The organism is Burkholderia sp. AU31652, from assembly GCF_002223155.1.
GTDB lineage: Bacteria > Pseudomonadota > Gammaproteobacteria > Burkholderiales > Burkholderiaceae > Burkholderia.
On the sequence record NZ_NKFG01000004.1, the window covers coordinates 493262 to 511377 of the forward strand.

The 18116-nt window shown below is 68.8% G+C and carries 16 protein-coding genes; 13 read left to right on the forward strand and 3 right to left on the reverse strand.

What is annotated here, in order from left to right:
• Positions 1-63: 63 nt before the first annotated feature.
• Positions 64-1239 carry an MFS transporter gene (locus tag CFB40_RS14710; RefSeq protein ID WP_089431667.1) on the reverse strand — a complete coding sequence of 392 codons (1176 nt, stop codon included), beginning with the start codon at positions 1237-1239 and terminating at the stop codon, positions 64-66.
• Positions 1240-1383: 144 nt separating this feature from the next.
• On the opposite strand from CFB40_RS14710, the gene CFB40_RS14715 reads away from it, so the two are divergent.
• The 8 genes from CFB40_RS14715 (at position 1384) to lnt (ending at position 9706) form a co-directional block, all read left to right on the forward strand.
• Positions 1384-2316, forward strand: a complete 933-nt coding sequence (locus CFB40_RS14715; protein ID WP_089426279.1) for a LysR family transcriptional regulator — start codon at positions 1384-1386, stop codon at positions 2314-2316.
• Positions 2317-2532: 216 nt separating this feature from the next.
• A complete protein-coding gene (miaB, locus tag CFB40_RS14720) occupies positions 2533-3906 on the forward strand; it encodes a tRNA (N6-isopentenyl adenosine(37)-C2)-methylthiotransferase MiaB (RefSeq protein ID WP_089431668.1) in 1374 nt (457 codons plus the stop codon).
• 25 nt (positions 3907-3931) lie between these two features.
• Positions 3932-4978, forward strand: coding sequence for a PhoH family protein (locus CFB40_RS14725; protein WP_089426281.1), 1047 nt, complete (start codon positions 3932-3934; stop codon positions 4976-4978).
• A gap of 147 nt (positions 4979-5125) precedes the next feature.
• Positions 5126-5902, forward strand: a complete 777-nt coding sequence (gene ybeY / locus CFB40_RS14730) for an rRNA maturation RNase YbeY (protein ID WP_089431669.1) — start codon at positions 5126-5128, stop codon at positions 5900-5902.
• 12 nt (positions 5903-5914) lie between these two features.
• Positions 5915-6547 (forward strand): gamma-glutamylcyclotransferase, encoded by a 633-nt coding sequence (locus tag CFB40_RS14735; RefSeq protein WP_089426283.1) that lies wholly within the window; start codon positions 5915-5917, stop codon positions 6545-6547.
• Between the two features lie 70 nt (positions 6548-6617).
• The gene (locus CFB40_RS38650) at positions 6618-6770 is read left to right on the forward strand and encodes a hypothetical protein (RefSeq protein WP_174972906.1); all 153 of its coding nucleotides are present in this window, start codon (positions 6618-6620) and stop codon (positions 6768-6770) included.
• A gap of 307 nt (positions 6771-7077) precedes the next feature.
• Positions 7078-7965, forward strand: coding sequence for an HlyC/CorC family transporter (locus CFB40_RS14740; RefSeq protein ID WP_089426284.1), 888 nt, complete (start codon positions 7078-7080; stop codon positions 7963-7965).
• Between the two features lie 52 nt (positions 7966-8017).
• Positions 8018-9706 (forward strand): apolipoprotein N-acyltransferase, encoded by a 1689-nt coding sequence (gene lnt, locus CFB40_RS14745; RefSeq protein ID WP_089431670.1) that lies wholly within the window; start codon positions 8018-8020, stop codon positions 9704-9706.
• 98 nt (positions 9707-9804) lie between these two features.
• On the opposite strand, the gene CFB40_RS14750 is transcribed toward lnt, so the two are convergent.
• On the reverse strand, positions 9805-11460 hold the full coding sequence (locus tag CFB40_RS14750; protein ID WP_089431671.1) for a hypothetical protein: 1656 nt from the start codon (positions 11458-11460) through the stop codon (positions 9805-9807).
• A 321-nt stretch (positions 11461-11781) separates the two neighbouring features.
• Here CFB40_RS14750 and glyQ point away from each other — a divergent pair, with 321 nt between their 5' ends.
• Genes glyQ through CFB40_RS14775 form a run of 5 tightly spaced genes read left to right on the forward strand, consistent with a single transcriptional unit; the run spans position 11782 to position 17224 of the window.
• Positions 11782-12786: a glycine--tRNA ligase subunit alpha gene (glyQ, locus tag CFB40_RS14755; RefSeq protein ID WP_011885965.1), complete on the forward strand. Its 1005-nt coding sequence runs from the start codon at positions 11782-11784 to the stop codon at positions 12784-12786.
• Between the two features lie 22 nt (positions 12787-12808).
• Entirely contained in the window at positions 12809-14908 is a 2100-nt protein-coding gene (gene glyS, locus CFB40_RS14760) for a glycine--tRNA ligase subunit beta (protein ID WP_069248811.1), read from the forward strand.
• Positions 14909-14918: 10 nt separating this feature from the next.
• Positions 14919-15482, forward strand: a complete 564-nt coding sequence (gene gmhB / locus CFB40_RS14765; RefSeq protein WP_089426288.1) for a D-glycero-beta-D-manno-heptose 1,7-bisphosphate 7-phosphatase — start codon at positions 14919-14921, stop codon at positions 15480-15482.
• 43 nt (positions 15483-15525) lie between these two features.
• The gene (locus CFB40_RS14770) at positions 15526-16290 is read left to right on the forward strand and encodes a lysophospholipid acyltransferase family protein (RefSeq protein WP_039360052.1); all 765 of its coding nucleotides are present in this window, start codon (positions 15526-15528) and stop codon (positions 16288-16290) included.
• A gap of 46 nt (positions 16291-16336) precedes the next feature.
• On the forward strand, positions 16337-17224 hold the full coding sequence (locus tag CFB40_RS14775; RefSeq protein ID WP_089431672.1) for a M48 family metallopeptidase: 888 nt from the start codon (positions 16337-16339) through the stop codon (positions 17222-17224).
• Between the two features lie 114 nt (positions 17225-17338).
• Here CFB40_RS14775 and gloA read toward each other — a convergent pair whose 3' ends face one another.
• Positions 17339-17728 (reverse strand): lactoylglutathione lyase, encoded by a 390-nt coding sequence (gene gloA, locus CFB40_RS14780; protein WP_069248815.1) that lies wholly within the window; start codon positions 17726-17728, stop codon positions 17339-17341.
• Positions 17729-18116: the final 388 nt, after the last annotated feature.

Sequence of the window (18116 nt, forward strand, 5' to 3'; positions counted from 1 at the left end):
TGCGTTCCTCGCGAACCTTTTCCTGCCGCTATCGCGTCGTGCGGGCGCCGCGCGTTGCACCGCTCATTGCGCCGCCGGTGCCGTGCCGCGCGACGGCCCGCGCGCGCCGAGCCGCATCGCGAACCACGTGACGACGAGCGCCGCGAACGTCACCGCGACGGCCACCCAGGGCAGCGCATCGAGCGCCAGGCCGTGTTCCAGCGCAAGGCCGCCGAGCCACGCGCCGAGCGCATTGCCGACGTTGAACGCGCCGATGTTCAGCGTCGATGCGAGATGCGGCGCGCTTGCGGCCTTCTCGACCACGTGCGCCTGGAGCGGCGGCACCGTCGCGAATGCGGCGATCCCCCATACGAACACGGTGACGGCCGCCGCGACCGGATGGTGGCTCGTCCTGGCGAACACGACCATCACGGCCATCAGTGCGACGAGGATCGCGATCAACGACGGCATCAGCGCGCGGTCGGCGAGCTTGCCGCCGAGCGTGTTGCCGATCGTCAGCCCCGCGCCGAACAGCACGAGGATCAGCGCGACCGCGCGCGGCGAATAGCCCGACACGGTCTGAAGAATCGGCGCGATGTACGTGAACACGACGAACACGCCGCCGAAGCCGAGCACGGTCATCAGCAGCGCGAGCCACACCTGCGGCTCCTTCAGCACGCGCACTTCTTGGCCGAGGCCGACCGGCCCGCTGTCGTGGCGGTTCGGCACCAGCGCGGCGACGCCGCCGAGCGACAGCACGCCGAGCGCGGCGACGATCCAGAACGACGCGCGCCAGCCGAGCAGCTGGCCGACGAAGGTGCCGAACGGCACGCCGAGCACGTTCGACAGCGTGAGCCCCGTGAACATCAGCGCGATCGCGCTCGCACGCTTGTCGGCGGGCACGAGCGACGCGGCGACCACCGCGCCGATCCCGAAGAACGACCCGTGCGCGAACGACGTGACGACCCGCGCGACCATCAGCATCGCGTAGCCGGACGCGGTCGCGCACAGCACGTTGCCGACGATGAAGATCGCCATCAGCCACTGCAGCGCGGCCTTGCGCGGCATGCGGCTCGTCAGCACCGCGAGCAGCGGCGCGCCGGCCGCGACACCGAGCGCGTAGCCCGTGACCAGCAGGCCGGCCGACGGCAGCGACACGGCCAGATCGCGTGCGACCTCGGGCAGCAGGCCCATGATGATGAACTCGGTGGTACCGATGGCGAAGGCGCTGATCGCAAGCGCCAGTAACGGAATGGGCATGTCGTTCTCCGGAAGGCGGCGGGCGCGGCGCCCGGTCGGTGCCGCACCGCACAAAAGGCAGGATGTGCGCATTGTCCCGAAGATGCCGATATTTGATAATTGGCGTGGCATTTGAACCATTTTCAAATATTTCTGGAAAATCGCATGGATCGACTGGGCGATATCCGGCTGTTCGTCGAGGCGGCCGAACTGGGCAGCCTGTCCGCCGCCGGGCGCAAGCTGAACCTCACGCCGGCCGCCGCGAGCGCGCGGCTGGCGAAGCTCGAGGCGGCGGTCGCCACCCGGCTGTTCGACCGTTCGACCCGGCAGTTGCGGCTCACCGACGAGGGCCGCCTGTACCTGAACGGCTGCCGGCAGGCATTGCAGGCGCTCGACGACGCGAACGCGCTGCTGCAGGCCGGCCGCAACGTCGTCGGCGGCCGGGTGCGGCTGTCGGCGACGTCCGATTTCGGCCGCCGACGACTGCTCGACTGGCTCGACGAATTCACCGCGCGCTACCCGGACGTGACGTTCTCGCTGACGGCGTCCGACTCGACGGTGAACCTGTGGCAGGACGAGATCGACCTCGCGATCCGCTTCGCGGCGCCGCCCGACGGCGCGCTGATCGCCCGCCGGCTCGCCGCGGACCGGCGCGTGCCGTGCGCGTCGCCGTCGTTCATCGAACGTCACGGCGTGCCGAGTGACCCGCACGATCTGGCCCGCTTTCCGTGCAACGTGATCACGGTGGCGTCCGGACCGATGAACACCTGGCGCTTCACGCGCGGCGACGACACCCAGACCTGCACGGTGCCGCTCGCCACCGCGTTCGAGACCAACGACGGCGGCCTCGCCCGCGAGTGGGCGCTGCGCGGCCGCGGCATCGTGCTGAACTCGATCTGGGATGTCGCCGACGACATCCGCGCCGGGCGGCTCAAGGTCCTGCTGCCGGACTGGCGGCACCAGAGCGCGCCGCTGCACGCGATTTATCCGGGCAAGCGCTACATGGCGCCGCGCGTGCGCGTGCTGCTCGACTTTCTCGCCGAACGCTTCGCGCGCGAGGAAACCGCGCACGAAGACCTGCTGAACGCGTGCCGCTGACGGCCGGCGCGCCGACGCCAAGGGGTCGGAACGTGGCGGACGGCGTCGCGCGGCCGCAACCCGCCGCCCGTCCCGGCCAGCATGAAAAGCTATAATGGAAGGCTTTCCCGACGGCTTTTCATGCTGGCTGTGCGCCACCCGCGTGCAGCGCACGGCCGTCCCGATTCACCTGATAGACGACGCCCCCAGGTCAACCACTGCGAACGGCGAACCCCCATGACCAAGAAAGTTTACGTAAAGACCTTCGGCTGCCAGATGAACGAGTACGACTCGGACAAGATGGTGGACGTGCTGAATGCGGCCGAAGGCCTCGAAAAGACCGATACGCCGGAAGACGCGGACATCATCCTGTTCAACACCTGCTCGGTGCGTGAAAAGGCGCAGGAGAAGGTGTTCTCCGATCTCGGCCGCGTACGCGAGCTGAAGGAAGCGAAGCCCGGCCTGCTGATCGGCGTCGGCGGCTGCGTCGCGAGCCAGGAAGGCGCATCGATCGTGTCGCGCGCGCCGTACGTCGACCTCGTGTTCGGCCCGCAAACCCTGCACCGCCTGCCGCAGATGATCGACGCGCGCCGCGAGAGCGGCCGTGCGCAGGTCGACATCTCGTTCCCCGAAATCGAGAAGTTCGACCACCTGCCGCCCGCGCGCGTCGAGGGGCCGAGCGCGTTCGTGTCGATCATGGAAGGCTGCTCGAAGTACTGCAGCTACTGCGTGGTGCCGTACACGCGCGGCGATGAAGTGTCGCGCCCGCTCGACGACGTGCTGACCGAAGTGGCCGGCCTCGCCGACCAAGGCGTGCGCGAAGTCACGCTGCTCGGCCAGAACGTGAACGCATATCGCGGCGCGCTGGCGGCCGGCTCGTCGGAAATCGCCGATTTCGCGACGCTGATCGAATACGTCGCCGACATCCCCGGCATCGAGCGGATCCGCTACACGACGTCGCACCCGAAGGAATTCACGCAGCGCCTGATCGACACCTACGCGAAGGTGCCGAAGCTCGTGAGCCACCTGCACCTGCCCGTCCAGCACGGCTCCGACCGCATCCTGATGGCGATGAAGCGCGGCTACACGGTGCTCGAATACAAGTCGGTGATCCGCAAGCTGCGCGCGATCCGCCCGGATCTGTCGCTGTCGACCGACATGATCGTCGGCTTCCCCGGCGAGACCGAGGACGATTTCGACAAGATGATGGCGCTCGTGCACGAGATGCGCTACGACACCAGCTTCTCGTTCATCTACAGCCCGCGCCCCGGCACGCCGGCCGCGAACCTGCATGACGACACGCCGCGCGACGTGAAGCTCAAACGCCTGCAACATCTGCAGGCGACCATCGAGGAAAACGTCGCGCGCATCAGCGAGTCGATGGTCGGGAAGGTCGAGCGGATCCTCGTCGAGGGCCCGTCGCGCAAGGACCCGAACGAACTCGCGGGCCGTACCGAGAACAACCGGGTCGTGAATTTCCCGGCGCCGCTCGCGTCGCACCCGCGCCTGATCGGCCAGATGATCGACGTGAAGATCAACCACGCCTACCCGCATTCGCTGCGCGGCGAGCTCGTGCTCGTCAGCGACGACGCGAGCGCGGCCACGCACTGACGCTCAACAGGAGCCCGACGCCACTTTGAAGCCGACCCAAGCACTGGAATTCGTCGCGCCGCGCGACGACAACGCGCGCCTCGCCAACCTCTGCGGCCCGCTCGACGAGAACCTGCGGCAGATCGAACAGGCGCTCGACGTCACGCTGTCGCGACGCGGCCACCGGATCGCGATCCGCGGGCGCGGCGCCAAGCTCGCGCTCGCCGCACTCGAGAACTTCTACAACCGCGCGCGCGATGCGCTGTCGGTCGACGACATCCAGCTCGCGCTGGTCGAAGTGCGCCATACGTCCGGCAACGGCCGCCAGGACACGCTCGACGTGCGCTTTCGCGGCGACCCCGACCATCCGTTCGACGAGCCCGTCGTGCAGCTCGACGCCAGCGAGCCGGACGAGGAGCCCGCGCCGAAGCTCTACACGCGGCGCGCCGACCTGCGCGGCCGCACGCCGGCGCAGCGCGAGTACCTGAAGCAGATCCTGTCGCACGACGTGACGTTCGGCATCGGGCCGGCCGGCACCGGCAAGACCTACCTCGCGGTCGCGTGCGCGGTCGACGCGCTCGAGCGCGACCAGGTCAAGCGGATCGTGCTGACGCGCCCGGCCGTCGAGGCCGGCGAGCGGCTCGGCTTCCTGCCGGGCGATCTCGCGCAGAAGGTCGACCCGTACCTGCGTCCGCTGTACGACGCGCTGTACGACCTGCTCGGCTTCGACAAGACGGCGAAGATGTTCGAGCGCCAGATGATCGAGATCGCGCCGCTCGCGTACATGCGCGGCCGCACGCTGAACCACGCGTTCATCATCCTCGACGAGGCGCAGAACACGACGCCCGAGCAGATGAAGATGTTCCTCACGCGGATCGGCTTCGGCTCGAAGGCCGTCGTGACCGGCGATACGAGCCAGGTCGACCTGCCGCGCGGCCACAAGAGCGGCCTCGTCGAGGCGCAGCAGGTGCTCGGCGGCGTGCGCGGCATCGCGCTCACGCGCTTCACGAGCGCGGACGTCGTGCGCCATCCGCTCGTCGCGCGCATCGTCGAGGCGTACGACGAATTCCACGCGCAGCACCAGGACGGCTGACCGGCCGGCGGCCCCCGTACGCCGCCCCGGCCCGACAGCCCGGCCCGGCCCGCCACACGGCGCGCCGGGCTTTTTTTCGCCTGTGCGAATTCGGGTGCGATCGGCCGTTTGGTGTATCCTCAACGCGTCCTAATCGCCGTACGCGTCATGAAATCCTCCCGTTCCCGCAAGTCCGGGCGCGCCCAGCCGGCCGCGCCCGCCTCCCCCCGCCTGTCGCTGTTCGATGCGAAGGGCAAGGCCCGGACCGTCAACGCGCAAGGGCTGCGAATCGACTTCCCGGATGGCCGCAGCCTGATGTTCGACCTGTCGGGCAGTTCGGGAGAAGCCGCCGTCGCGATCGTCGCGCAGCACAACGATCCGGCCATGCGCGCGAAGCTCGCGCTGCAGCCCGAGCACTACGACAGCGTGACGCTGCACGTGGGCGCCGAGCCCGCGCCGCGCGAAGACGACGCCGAGGACGCGCTGCGCGAGCCGGAGCTCGACCTGTCCGTGCAATACGGTGACGAAATCACGAGCGACGTGCGCAAGACGCTGCCCAAGCGCAAGCTGATCGCCGAGTGGATCGAGCCCGCGCTGTTCGCCAGCGCGCAGCTCACCGTGCGCTTCGTCGGCGAAGAAGAAGGCCGCACGCTGAACGCCGGCTACCGCCACAAGGACTATCCGACCAACGTGCTGACCTTCGCGTACGACGCGGCACCCGACGGCACCGTGATCGGCGACCTCGTGCTGTGCTGCCCGGTCGTCGAGAAGGAAGCGCACGACCAGGGCAAGCCGCTCACGGCCCATTACGCGCACCTGCTGGTGCACGGCGCGCTGCACGCGCAGGGCTACGACCACGAGACGAGCGACGAGGACGCAGCCGAAATGGAAGCGCTCGAAGTCGACATCCTCGCGAAGCTGGGCTTCCCGAACCCGTACCAGTAAGCCCTCCGCACGATGCGCAACGCCGCGACGCTCCCGCCCGCCTACCCGCCGTCGATCGGCGCCGGGCGCCTGCTGACGGAAGACGAGCTCGCGGCCTCGCTCGCGCACACGATGCGCGATTGGGACGGCCAGCAGGATCTCTGGCTGTTCGGCTATGGCTCGCTGATCTGGAACCCGGGGTTGCCGACCGTCGCCGCGGTGCGCGGCAAGGTGCACGGCTATCACCGCGGGCTCTACCTGTGGTCGCGCGTGAACCGCGGCACGCCTGAACGCCCGGGCCTCGTGCTCGCGCTCGATCGCGGCGGCTCCTGCTCGGGCATCGCGTTCCGGCTCGCCGGCCCGACCGCGCAACCGCACCTCGAAACGTTGTGGAAGCGCGAAATGCCGATGGGCTCGTACCGGCCCGCGTGGCTGCCGTGCTCGCTGGAAAGCGGCGAACGCGTGAACGCGCTCGCGTTCGTGATGCGCCGCGACGCGCCGACCTACACGGGCAAGCTGACCGATCCCGTCGTGAAGGAAGTGTTCAGCTGCGCGGCCGGCCGCTACGGCACGACGCTCGACTACGTGAGCCGCACGGTCGACGCGCTGCGCGCGAGCGGCATCCCCGATCGCGCACTTGAAGGCCTGCTCGCGCGATGCCGGTGACGCGGCCTGGCGCCCGGCTTGCCGCCACGCGCTGCCGCGCCGCGTGCGCATTCGAACGAGGGCACGCCCGATGATGAAACCGTCACGCTGGTCGCGTTGCAGGATTGCCGCGCTGCTCGTTGCCGCGAGCGTCGCGCTGTCCGGCTGCGGCATCCTGGGCTGCGGCGGCGCCGCGACCAACGGCGCGGCCGCCGGCGGCTGCTCGGCCGGCATGCGGTTCTGAACCGCGGCGCGGCGACAAAACCCGCGTGCGTCAGAATGCCGCCCCAGGCCGCCTCCGCCGGACGTTTTCCCGCGTCACGGCGCCCCCCCTTCCGCACCCGTTTTTTGCCGCCGCTGCCCCACCGCGCCTTTCTGAGATAGGATGGAACCGAGGACGATGCCGCGCCCGGCGCGGGCGTCCGCGAGCGGGGCCCGCGCGAGCCGCCCACCCTGGCCGTGCGGCCGGTGTGACACGGTCGCGTCGTGCCCTTGGTGTATCCTTGCCTACTCCGTGACAGCGCGCTCCGGCATGACCCGGGCGCACCACCATGAACGATTCGTATCCCAGTCGTAAGCTAACCGACAAACCGCAAGAAAAGCGCTCGCTGCTCGAGCGCCTGACCGACTTCATCTCGCCCGAGCCCGAATCCCGCGGCGAGCTGCTGGAAATCCTCCAGGACGCCCACGAGCGCAACCTGATCGACGCCGATTCGCTGTCGATGATCGAAGGCGTGTTCCAGGTATCCGACCTGTGCGCACGCGACATCATGGTGCCGCGCGCCCAGATGGACGCGATCAACATCGCCGACAAGCCCGAAGATTTCATCCCGTTCGTCCTCGAGAAGGCGCACTCGCGCTACCCCGTGTACGAGGAGAACCGCGACAACGTCATCGGCGTGCTGCTCGCGAAGGATCTGCTGCGTTTCTATGCCGAAGAGGAATTCGACGTGCGCGGGATGCTGCGCCCGGCCGTGTTCATTCCCGAATCGAAGCGCCTGAACGTGCTGCTGCACGACTTCCGCGTGAACCGCAACCACCTCGCGATCGTCGTCGACGAATACGGCGGCGTCGCGGGCCTGATCACGATCGAGGACGTGCTCGAGCAGATCGTCGGCGACATCGAGGACGAATACGACTTCGACGAGGAAGCCGGCAACATCATCTCGGGGCCCGACGGCCGCTATCGCGTGCGCGCGCTCACCGAGATCGAGCAGTTCAACGAGACGTTCGGCACCGATTTCCCCGACGACGAAGTCGACACGATCGGCGGGCTGATCACGCATCATTTCGGCCGCGTCCCGCATCGCGGCGAAAAGCTGCAGCTCGGCAACCTCGTGTTCGAGATCCAGCGCGGCGATGCGCGCCAGGTCCACGTACTGCTGGTGCGCCGCAATCCGCTCGCCAGCCGTCGCGCCGAAACCTCGCACGAGGACTGACCGTCGCGCGCCAGCCGCGCGTTCCACAACCGCTCGCCCACTTCCGCTTCACATGGACGATCCGATCCTGTCCCGCCCGGCTGGCGGCCTGCTCGCGCCGACTCCCGGCCGCGCGCTGCCGCGCTGGCACTACCCGGCCGCGCTGCTCGCCGGCGCAGCCAATACGCTCAGCTTCGCACCGACGCCGCATGGCGGCTGGCTGCAACTCGTCGTATTCGTCTGGTTTTTCGCGCAGCTCACGCGCACCGCGAGCTGGCGCAGCGCCGCGCTCACCGGCGGCGCGTTCGGCTTCGGCAACTTCATCACCGGCGTCTGGTGGCTCTACATCAGCATGCACGTGTACGGCGAGATGGCCGCGCCGCTCGCGGGCGGCGCGCTCGTGCTGTTCTCGCTGTACCTGTCGCTGTACCCGGCGTTCTCCGCCGGGCTGTGGTCGTTCTGCGCGGGCCATGCGTGGCATCGCCGCACGCCCGACCCGCGGCCGTTCTCGCCGACCTGGCACGGCGCATTCGCGTTCGCGAGCGCGTGGGCGCTCGGCGAATGGCTGCGCGGCACCGTCCTCACCGGCTTCCCGTGGCTCGCCAGCGGCTATCCGCAGGTCGACGGCCCGTTCGCGGGCTTCGCGCCGGTCGCCGGCGTGTACGGGATCGCGTGGGTGCTCGCGCTGTTCGCCGCGCTCGTCGTGCAGGCGCTCGCCGCCGCCCGGCCGTCGCCGCTTGCCGAGCCCCGCGCCGGCGATGCGCGCGTGCGCATCGCCGCGCCGGCCGGCATCGCGCTCGCGCTGATCGCGGCCGGTCTCGGCCTGTCGCAGGTCACGTGGACCGTGCCGGCGAACAAGCCGCTCACCGTGCGGCTGCTGCAGGGCAACGTGAAGCAGGACATCAAGTTCGAGGAAGCGGGCATCGACGCGGCGATCAAGATGTACACGCAGATGATCATCGAGAAGCCGGCCGACCTGATCGTCACGCCCGAAACCGCGATCGCGGTGATGATCCAGGAGCTGCCCGAGCCGTTCGCCGTCGCGATCCGCAAGTTCAGCGACACGACGGGCTCGGCCGTGCTGTTCGGCGCGGTCGGCGCATCGGTGACCGAGGACGGCCACTACGTCGACTACACGAACAGCCTGTACGGTGTGACGCCGAATTCGCGCGACATCTATCACTACGACAAGCACCACCTCGTGCCCTTCGGCGAATTCATCCCGTGGGGCTTCCGGTGGTTCGTCGACCTGATGAAGATGCCGCTCGGCGACTTCGCGCGCGGCGCCCCCGTGCAGAAGCCGTTCCTCGTGCACAACCAGCCCGTGATGGCCGACATCTGCTACGAGGACTTGTTCGGCGAGGAAATCGCCGCGACGATCCGCGACAATCCGCAGCCGCCCGGCGTGCTCGTCAACGTGACGAACCTCGCGTGGTTCGGCGACACGATCGCGCTCGACCAGCACCTGCAGATCGCGCGGATGCGCTCGCTCGAGACGGGCCGGCCGATGCTGCGCGCGACCAACACGGGGATGACGGCCGCGATCGATGCGCGCGGCCGCGTGCTCGGACAGCTGAAGCCGTTCACGATCGGCTCGCTCGACGTGCGGATCGAAGGCACCAGCGGCTTCACGCCCTACGTGACGAGCGGCAACAACATCGTGCTCGCGGTGTCGCTCGTGCTGCTCGCGTTCGGTTTCACGTTCGGCCCCGGGCTGCGCCGGCGCAACGGCAAGAAGAACGGCGACGACCAGCCGGAATGACGCAACGGGCGGCCGCCGCGCAGTGCGTGGCGGCCGCCGTCGAATCCAACATGCTGCAACATGCGGCAGCGGCCCGCAGCCGCGAAACGGCCGGCCGCTCAAGCCTGCCGGGTCGACTCCTCCGATTGAACCGGCTGCGCGGCCAGACGCCGCAGGTCGCGGCTCACCTCCTCCATCACCGGCGCCCACGCGCCGAACACCGGTTGCCGGTACAACGTCGCGGTCGGGTACCACGGGCTGTCCTTGCGTTCGAGCAGCCACGGCCAGTGCGGATTCACGTCGAGCAGCACCCAGGTGCGCGCGCCGAGCGCACCCGCCAGGTGCGCGACCGACGTGCACACGGTGATCACCAGATCCAGCGCGCCGATGAACGCGGCCGTATCGTCGAAGCTCGTCAGTTCCGCCGTGACATCCTCGATCGCGAAGCCCGCCGCGCGCGCCGCCTCGACATCCGCGTTCGCGCCCGGCTGCAGCGAAAAAAACGCGACGTCGTCGATCCCGCGGAACGCGTCGGCATAGCGCTCGAGCCCGACCCGCCGGAACGGATTGCGCTGGTGCCCCGCGCTGCCCGTCCACACGAGCCCGACCTTCAGCCGGCGGTCGCCCGCGAGTCGCGCGCGCCACGCCTCGCGCGCATGCGGATCGGCCCGCAGGTAGGGCACCGACGACGCGAGTGTCGACGCTTCCATGCCGAGCATCAGCGGCAGGCCGATCAGCGGCACTTCGTAATCGAAGGCCGGCAGCAATTCGATGCCGCCGCCCGCGCTGAATGCGTCCGCATGCGCGCCGAGGCTGCGCTGCATCAGCGTGCCCACCAGCGGGAACGTATTCCAGATGAGCCGGCCGCCCTCGCGATGCACGCGCTCGGCGAGCGGCGCGACGAAGCGGCAGAACTGCAGTACGTCGCCGAGCCCCTGCTCGCCCCACACGAGCAGCGTCTTGCCGGCGAGCGGCTCGCCCTGCCAGCGCGGGCCCGGCAGCACCGGCCGGCGGCCGCGCAACTCGCCCGCGCCGTCCCAGCGCGCCTCGTGGCCGCGCCAGCCGGCCGCGACGTTGCCGCGCACGAGCTGGATGATCGCCAGGTTGAAGCGGAACGACGCGTCGTCGGGCGCCAGCTCGCACGCGCGCGCCGCGTAGCGCTCGGCGTCGTCCCAGCGCTGCGCCTCCTTCATCGCCAGCGCGACGTTGTTCATCGCGAGCGCGTTGTCGGGCGCGAGCTCGACGAGCCGCGCCGCGCACGCGAGCGCGGCGTCCAGGTCGTGCGTCGCGAGCCGCGCGACGACGAGATTGATCCACGCCTGCACGTCGCGTGGATCGAAGCGCACCGCCGCTTCGAGCAGCGCGATCTCCTCCGCGCGGCCGCTACCCGACAGCCGCAGCGCGATCGCGAGGTTGTTGCGCAGCGATGGCCGGTCGGCATCGAGCGCCAGCGCCGCGCGATACGGCGCCACGGCGTCCGCGTGGCGGCCCGCCATCTGCAGTGCGTAGCCGTGATTGAAGTACGCGGTCGCGCCCGGTTGCACGCGCGCCGCGCATTCGGCGAGCGCGAGCGCATCGGCCGTACGCTGCCGCGAGACGAGCGCGCCGGTGAGTTGCGCGATCGCGTCGGCGTCGACCGCATGCAGATGCGCGGCGGCGGCAAGCCACAGATCGTGCGCGGCGTGCTCGCCGCGCGCCTGCGCATCGGCGGCCTGCCCGAGCAGCGCGAGGAAGGGCGGAAGCAGCGGAATGAGGATATCGGTCGGATCGTCCATGCAGTCGGAATCGGCTAGCGGTGGCGCGGCACGCGTCGCGCGCACCGCAATACGCGCATCTTAACGCCCGTGCGAAGCCGCGCGGCACGCGCGTCACGACAGGCCGCGCGCGGCCGCCCGGCGGGCATCGGTCACGCCCGTGCGGGCCGCCCGGACGGGGCCGACTGTGTGCCCGCCCGCGTTCCGGCCGCATCCGCTCGCCGATCCGGTAAAATTACGCGTTTCAGCACACTAACAAGCCGCGCCGCCGCGCGAGCCGACCCTCCGGGCCCCGCCCGGAGCGCCGCCCGCAACGGAGCGCCAGCGCCACGAAGGCTCTTCATGCTTACGTTTCAGCAAATCATCCTGACGCTGCAGTCCTACTGGGACAAGCAGGGTTGCGCCCTGCTCCAGCCCATCGACATGGAAGTCGGCGCGGGCACCTCGCACGTCCACACGTTCCTGCGCGCGGTCGGCCCCGAGCCGTGGCGCGCCGCGTACGTGCAGCCGTCGCGCCGCCCGAAGGACGGCCGTTACGGCGAGAACCCGAACCGCCTGCAGCACTACTACCAGTACCAGGTCGTGCTCAAGCCGGCGCCGGAAAACATCCTCGACCTGTACCTCGGCTCGCTCGAGGCGCTCGGCTTCGACCTGCAGCAGAACGACGTGCGCTTCGTCGAGGACGACTGGGAAAACCCGACGCTCGGCGCGTGGGGCCTCGGCTGGGAAGTGTGGCTGAACGGGATGGAAGTCACGCAGTTCACGTATTTCCAGCAGGTCGGCGGCCTCGACTGCAAGCCGGTGCTCGGCGAGATCACCTACGGCCTCGAACGCCTCGCGATGTACCTGCAGAAGGTCGAGAACGTGTACGACCTCGTGTGGACGGAGTGGGAAGAGCAAGGCCCGAACGGCCCCGAGCTGCGCCGCCTGTCGTATGGCGACGTCTACCACCAGAACGAGGTCGAGCAGTCGACCTACAACTTCGAGCACGCGAACGTCGACCTGCTGTTCACGTTCTTCAACAGCTACGAAGCGGAAGCGAAGAAGATGATCGACGCGCAGCTCGCGCTGCCCGCGTACGAGCTCGTGCTGAAGGCCGGCCACACGTTCAACCTGCTCGATGCGCGCGGCGCGATCTCGGTCACCGAGCGCGCGGCGTACATCGGCCGCATCCGCGCGCTGTCGCGTCTCGTCGCGCAGGCTTACTACGACTCGCGCGAGAAGCTCGGCTTCCCGATGCTCGGCAACCCGCCGGGCGTGCCGGGCCTCACCACCGACGCCCAGGACGCCGCACAGCCGGCGTGGGCGCCGCCGCTCAAGGTCGAACGCAAGATCGATCAGGACTGACGAGACGAGATTCACTCCAAACATGACGCACAATCATCCCGCCCCCCTGCTCGTCGAACTGCTGACCGAAGAGCTGCCGCCGAAGGCTCTCGCGCGCCTCGGCGACGCATTCGCCGAAGGTCTCGCGCAACGCCTCGCGGCGCGCGACCTCATCGAAGGCGAACTCGTGTTCGAACGCTACGCCACGCCGCGCCGCCTCGCCGTCGTCGTGCAGAACGTGCGCGCCGTCGCCCCTGAAAAGCAGGTCCGCGAAAAGGTCCTGCCCGTGTCGGTCGCGCTCGACGCCGAAGGCAAGCCGACCGCGCCGCTCGCGAAGAAGCTCGCGGCGCTCGGCCACCCGAACCTGTCGATCGCCGATCTCGAGCGCGCGCAGGACGGCAAGGCCGAAGCATTCTTCATCAACTATTCGGCAGCCGGCGCGACGCTCGCCGACGGCCTGCAGGCTGCACTCGACGAAACGCTCGAGAAGCTGCCGATCCCGAAGGTGATGACCTACCAGCGCCCGGACGGCTCCGACGTGAAGTTCGTGCGCCCCGTGCATCGCCTGACGGTGCTGCACGACGATCGCATCGTGCCCGTCACCGCATTCGGCGTCGACGCCGGTGACACCACGCTCGGCCACCGCTTCCTGTCCGACGGCCTCGTCGCGATCCAGCATGCGCGCAGCTACGCCGACACGCTGCGCGACAAGGGCCGCGTGATCGCGCACTTCGCCGATCGCCGCGAAACGATCCGCACGCAGCTGAACGAGCACGCGAACGGCGATACGGTCGTGATGCCCGAGTCGCTGCTCGACGAAGTGACGTCGCTGGTCGAATGGCCGGTCGTCTACCCGTGCCGCTTCGAGGACGAATTCCTGCAGGTCCCGCAGGAATGCCTGATCCTCACGATGCAAACCAACCAGAAGTACTTCGCGCTGACCGACGTCGCCGGCAAGCTGCGCTCGCGCTTCCTGATCGTGTCGAACATCGAGACGAAGACGCCGGGCGAGATCATCGAAGGCAACGAGCGCGTCGTGCGCCCGCGCCTCGCCGATGCGAAGTTCTTCTTCGAGCAGGACAAGAAGAAGCCGCTCGCCGACCGCGTGCCGCAGCTCGCGAACGTCGTGTATCACAACAAGCTCGGTTCGGCGCTCGCACGCGTCGAGCGCCTCGAGGCGCTGGCCGGCGAGATCGCCCCCGCGATCGGTGCCGACGCCACGCACGCGAAGCGCGCAGCGCGTCTCGCGAAGGCCGACTTGCTGACCGACATGGTCGGCGAGTTCCCGGAACTGCAGGGCACGATGGGCACGTACTACGCGCGCCACGACGGCGAAGCCGACGACGTCGCGCTCGCCTGCGCCGAGCACTACCAGCCGCGCTTCTCCGGCGACGCACTGCCGACCACGCCGGTGTCGACCGCCGTCGCGCTGGCCGACAAGCTCGAGACGATCGTCGGCATCTGGGGCATCGGCCTCGCGCCGACCGGCGAGAAGGATCCGTTCGCGCTGCGCCGCCACGCGCTCGGCGTGCTGCGCCTGCTGCTCGAGAAGCAGCTGCCGCTCGATCTCGTGTCGCTGCTGCGCACGGCCCATGCACGCTTCGAAGGCGTGCCGGGCGTGGCCGAATCGACCGATGCGATCCTCGCGTTCTTCATGGACCGCCTGCGCGGCCTGTTGCGCGAGCGCGGCTACTCGGCCGGCGAAATCGACGCGGTGCTGAGCCTGAACCCGACGCGTGTCGACGATCTCGTCGCGCGCCTCGACGCGGTGCGCGAGTTCACGCGCCTCGCGGAAGCCGAAGCGCTCGCGGCCGCGAACAAGCGGATCTCGAACATCCTGAAGAAGTCGGAAGGCGGCGCGAACGGCACGGTGCAGCCGACGCTGCTCGTCGAGGCCGCCGAGAAGGCGCTGCACGAACAGCTCGCGGCCGTGACGCCGCACGTGCAGTCGCAGCTCGAGGCGCGTGCGTACACGGGCGCGCTGTCGGCGCTCGCCGCGCTGCGCGCACCGGTCGACACGTTCTTCAACGACGTGATGGTCAACGCGGAAGATCCGGCACTGCGCGCGAACCGTCTCGCGCTGCTGTCCGCGCTGCACCAGCAGATGAACTGCGTCGCCGACATCTCGAAGCTCGCCGCATAAGGGCCGCACGATGCCGACCAGCCCCAACCGCAAGCTCGTCGTCCTCGACCGGGACGGCGTGATCAACGTCGATTCGGATGCGTTCATCAAGACGCCCGACGAATGGATCGCGCTGCCCGGCGCCCTCGAGGCGATCGCCCGGCTCAACCACGCGGGGTATCGCGTGGTGGTCGCGACCAACCAGTCCGGCATCGGTCGCGGGCTGTTCGACATGGCCGCCCTCAACGAGATGCATCTGAAGATGCATCGCGCGGCGGCCGCGGTCGGCGCACGCATCGACGCGGTGTTCTTCTGCCCGCACACGGCCGAGGATCACTGCGACTGCCGCAAGCCGAAACCCGGCATGATGCAGATGATCGCCGAGCGCTTCGAGATCGATCCCGATCACACGCCGGTCGTCGGCGATTCGCTGCGCGACCTGCAGGCCGGCGTCGCGGTCGGCTTCCAGCCGCACCTCGTGCTCACCGGCAAGGGCAAGAAAACGCTCGCCGCCGGCAACCTGCCGCCCGGCACGAAGGTCCACGACGACCTGCGCGCGTTCGCGCTCGATTTCCTTTCACACGAACACGAGTGATGCAGCCGCCGCGCGCATCCTCCCTAACGCCAGACTTACGCCGATGCGCTTCGTCCGCTCCCTGCTGCTGCTGATCTACTTCGTCCTGTACACGGTGCCGTACGCCACCGCGTGCTTCATCGCCTTTCCGTTCATGCGTTCCGACGCGCGCTACTGGATGGCCGCCGGCTGGTGCAAGTCGACGCTGTGGGTCGTGCGCTGGCTGAACGGCATCCGCTACCGGATCGAAGGGTACGAGAACCTGCCCGACGGCCCGGCGGTGCTGCTGTCGAAGCACCAGTCCGCGTGGGAGACGCTCGCGTTCCCGGCGCTGATGCCGAGGCCGCTTTGCTACGTGTTCAAGCGCGAGCTGCTGTACGTGCCGTTCTTCGGCTGGGCGCTCGGGATGCTGCACATGGTCAACATCAACCGCAAGGAAGGCAAGAACGCGTTCACGTCGGTGATCCGCCAGGGCAAGAAGCGCCTGTCGGAAGGCGCATGGATGATCATGTTCCCGGAAGGCACGCGCACGCCGGTCGGCAAGCAAGGCAAGTACAAGACGGGCGGCGCGCGCTTCGCGATCGAAACCGGCGCACCGGTCGTGCCGATCGCGCACAATGCAGGTCGGGTGTGGCCGCGCAACTCGTTCACGAAATTCCCGGGCGTCGTCACCGTGTCGATCGGCAAGCCGATTCCCAGCGAGGGGCTGACGCCCGATGCATTGAACTCGCAGGTCGAAGCATGGATCGAAGCGGAAATGCGCCGGATCGATCCCGATTCGTATCGCCAGGCGGGCAATGCGGGCACGCGCGATGCCGCGCGTGTCTGACGCCCCCAGGTTGCAGCCGTTGCGTACGACAAAAAGAAGCGAACTGATGAAACAGCGTCCGCGGCCACGGCCTGCCGTCGTGGCCCTCGATCATCGCCAGATGGACCTGCCGCTCTTCGACGGGCCGGCCGCCGCACCGTCGGCGCCCGCCACGCCGCCGGCGCCGCCCGAAGCGGCACCCGCGGCGCCTCTCGATCCAGGCCCGGCACCCGACCGCTCGCGCGTGCGCACGTTCGCACTCGACAGCCGCGTGCTCGAATACCGCCTGAAGCGCTCCGCGCGCCGCACGATCGGCTTCACGATCGACGGCAGCGGGCTGTCGATCACCGCGCCGCGCTGGGTCACCCTCGCCGACATCGAAGCCGCGATCTCCGAGAAACAGCGCTGGATCTTCGCGAAGCTCGCGGAGTGGAAGACGCGCACCGAGCAGCGCGCGCTGCCGCAGATCGACTGGCGCGACGGCGCGGCGCTTCCCTATCTCGGCAAGACAGTGACGATCGCGCTCGGCGCGGGCGCCGTCGCGTTCGATGTCGATGCTCTGCGGCTCTCGCTGCCGCTGCCCGTGCAGGCCGACATGCAGCAGATCAAGGATCGCGTGCAGGGCTGGCTGCAGGGCGAAGCGAAGCGAATCTTCGGTGAACGCCTCGCGGTCTACGCAGAGAAACTCGGGGTCACGTATTCGATGTACGCGCTGTCGTCGGCCGCGACGCGCTGGGGCAGCTGCTCGAGCGACGGCAAGATCCGGCTGAACTGGCGGCTGATCCATTTCCCGATGTCGATCATCGACTACGTCGTCGCGCACGAGCTGTCGCACCTGCGCGAAATGAACCACAGCCCGGCCTTCTGGCAGACCGTCGAATCGATCTTCCCCGAGTTCCGCGAAGCACGGCACACGCTCAAGCATCACCCGCCCGAGTTGCTGCCGTCGCTCTGATGCGCACGGCGTCGGCGTCTCCGCCAACGAAAAAGGGCGATGCGGATCACCCCGCATCGCCCTTTTTTGCTGCCGCGGCGCACATCGCACGCTGCAGTCCGGCTCATCCGGCGCTCAGTGCGCCTTCTTCTGGATGAACTCGATCTTGTAGCCGTCCGGATCCTCGACGAACGCGATCACGGTCGTACCGTGCTTCATCGGGCCCGCTTCGCGCGTGACCTTGCCGCCTTGCGCCTTGATCTGCTCGCATGCCTTGTACGCATCGTCGACTTCGAGCGCGAGGTGGCCGAAGCCGTTGCCGAGATCGTAGGCCGGCGTATCCCAGTTATGGGTCAGCTCGATCACCGTGTTGTCGCTTTCATCGCCGTAGCCGACGAATGCGAGCGTGAACTTGCCTTCCGGATAGTCGTCGCGGCGCAGCACCTTCATGCCGAGCAATTCGGTGTAGAACTTGATCGAGCGGTCGAGATCGCCGACTCGCAGCATCGTATGCAGCAATCGCATGTGTTGTACTCCTGTGGGGACTTTCCAGAACCGGGAACTCTACCAGAGTCGGGTGAATTTCGCCGGGGGCGCCTAGCCGGGGGCGCCTAGCCGGGGGCGCCTGCCCGCGGCCATCCAGGAGCGACCAGCAGAAGGCGCCTCGCCCGAACGCGGCCGATATGGCCCATCGTCGCCAACCGGCGCGAGCACGACGGCGTAAAACGGCACGATCCGGCTCGCCCGGCTATTGCGCCGATCGGGTAACATCCTTCCACCTCGCACCAAAAACGGGCATGCGACCCACTGCCCGAACGCGACCACTCCTTCCCCGAGACAGCCACACTGCCGTGCGAAACCGCCGATTCGAGCGCGCCGGATGCGCCGCCCTCCCGACCTTGCAGCCGCCGCG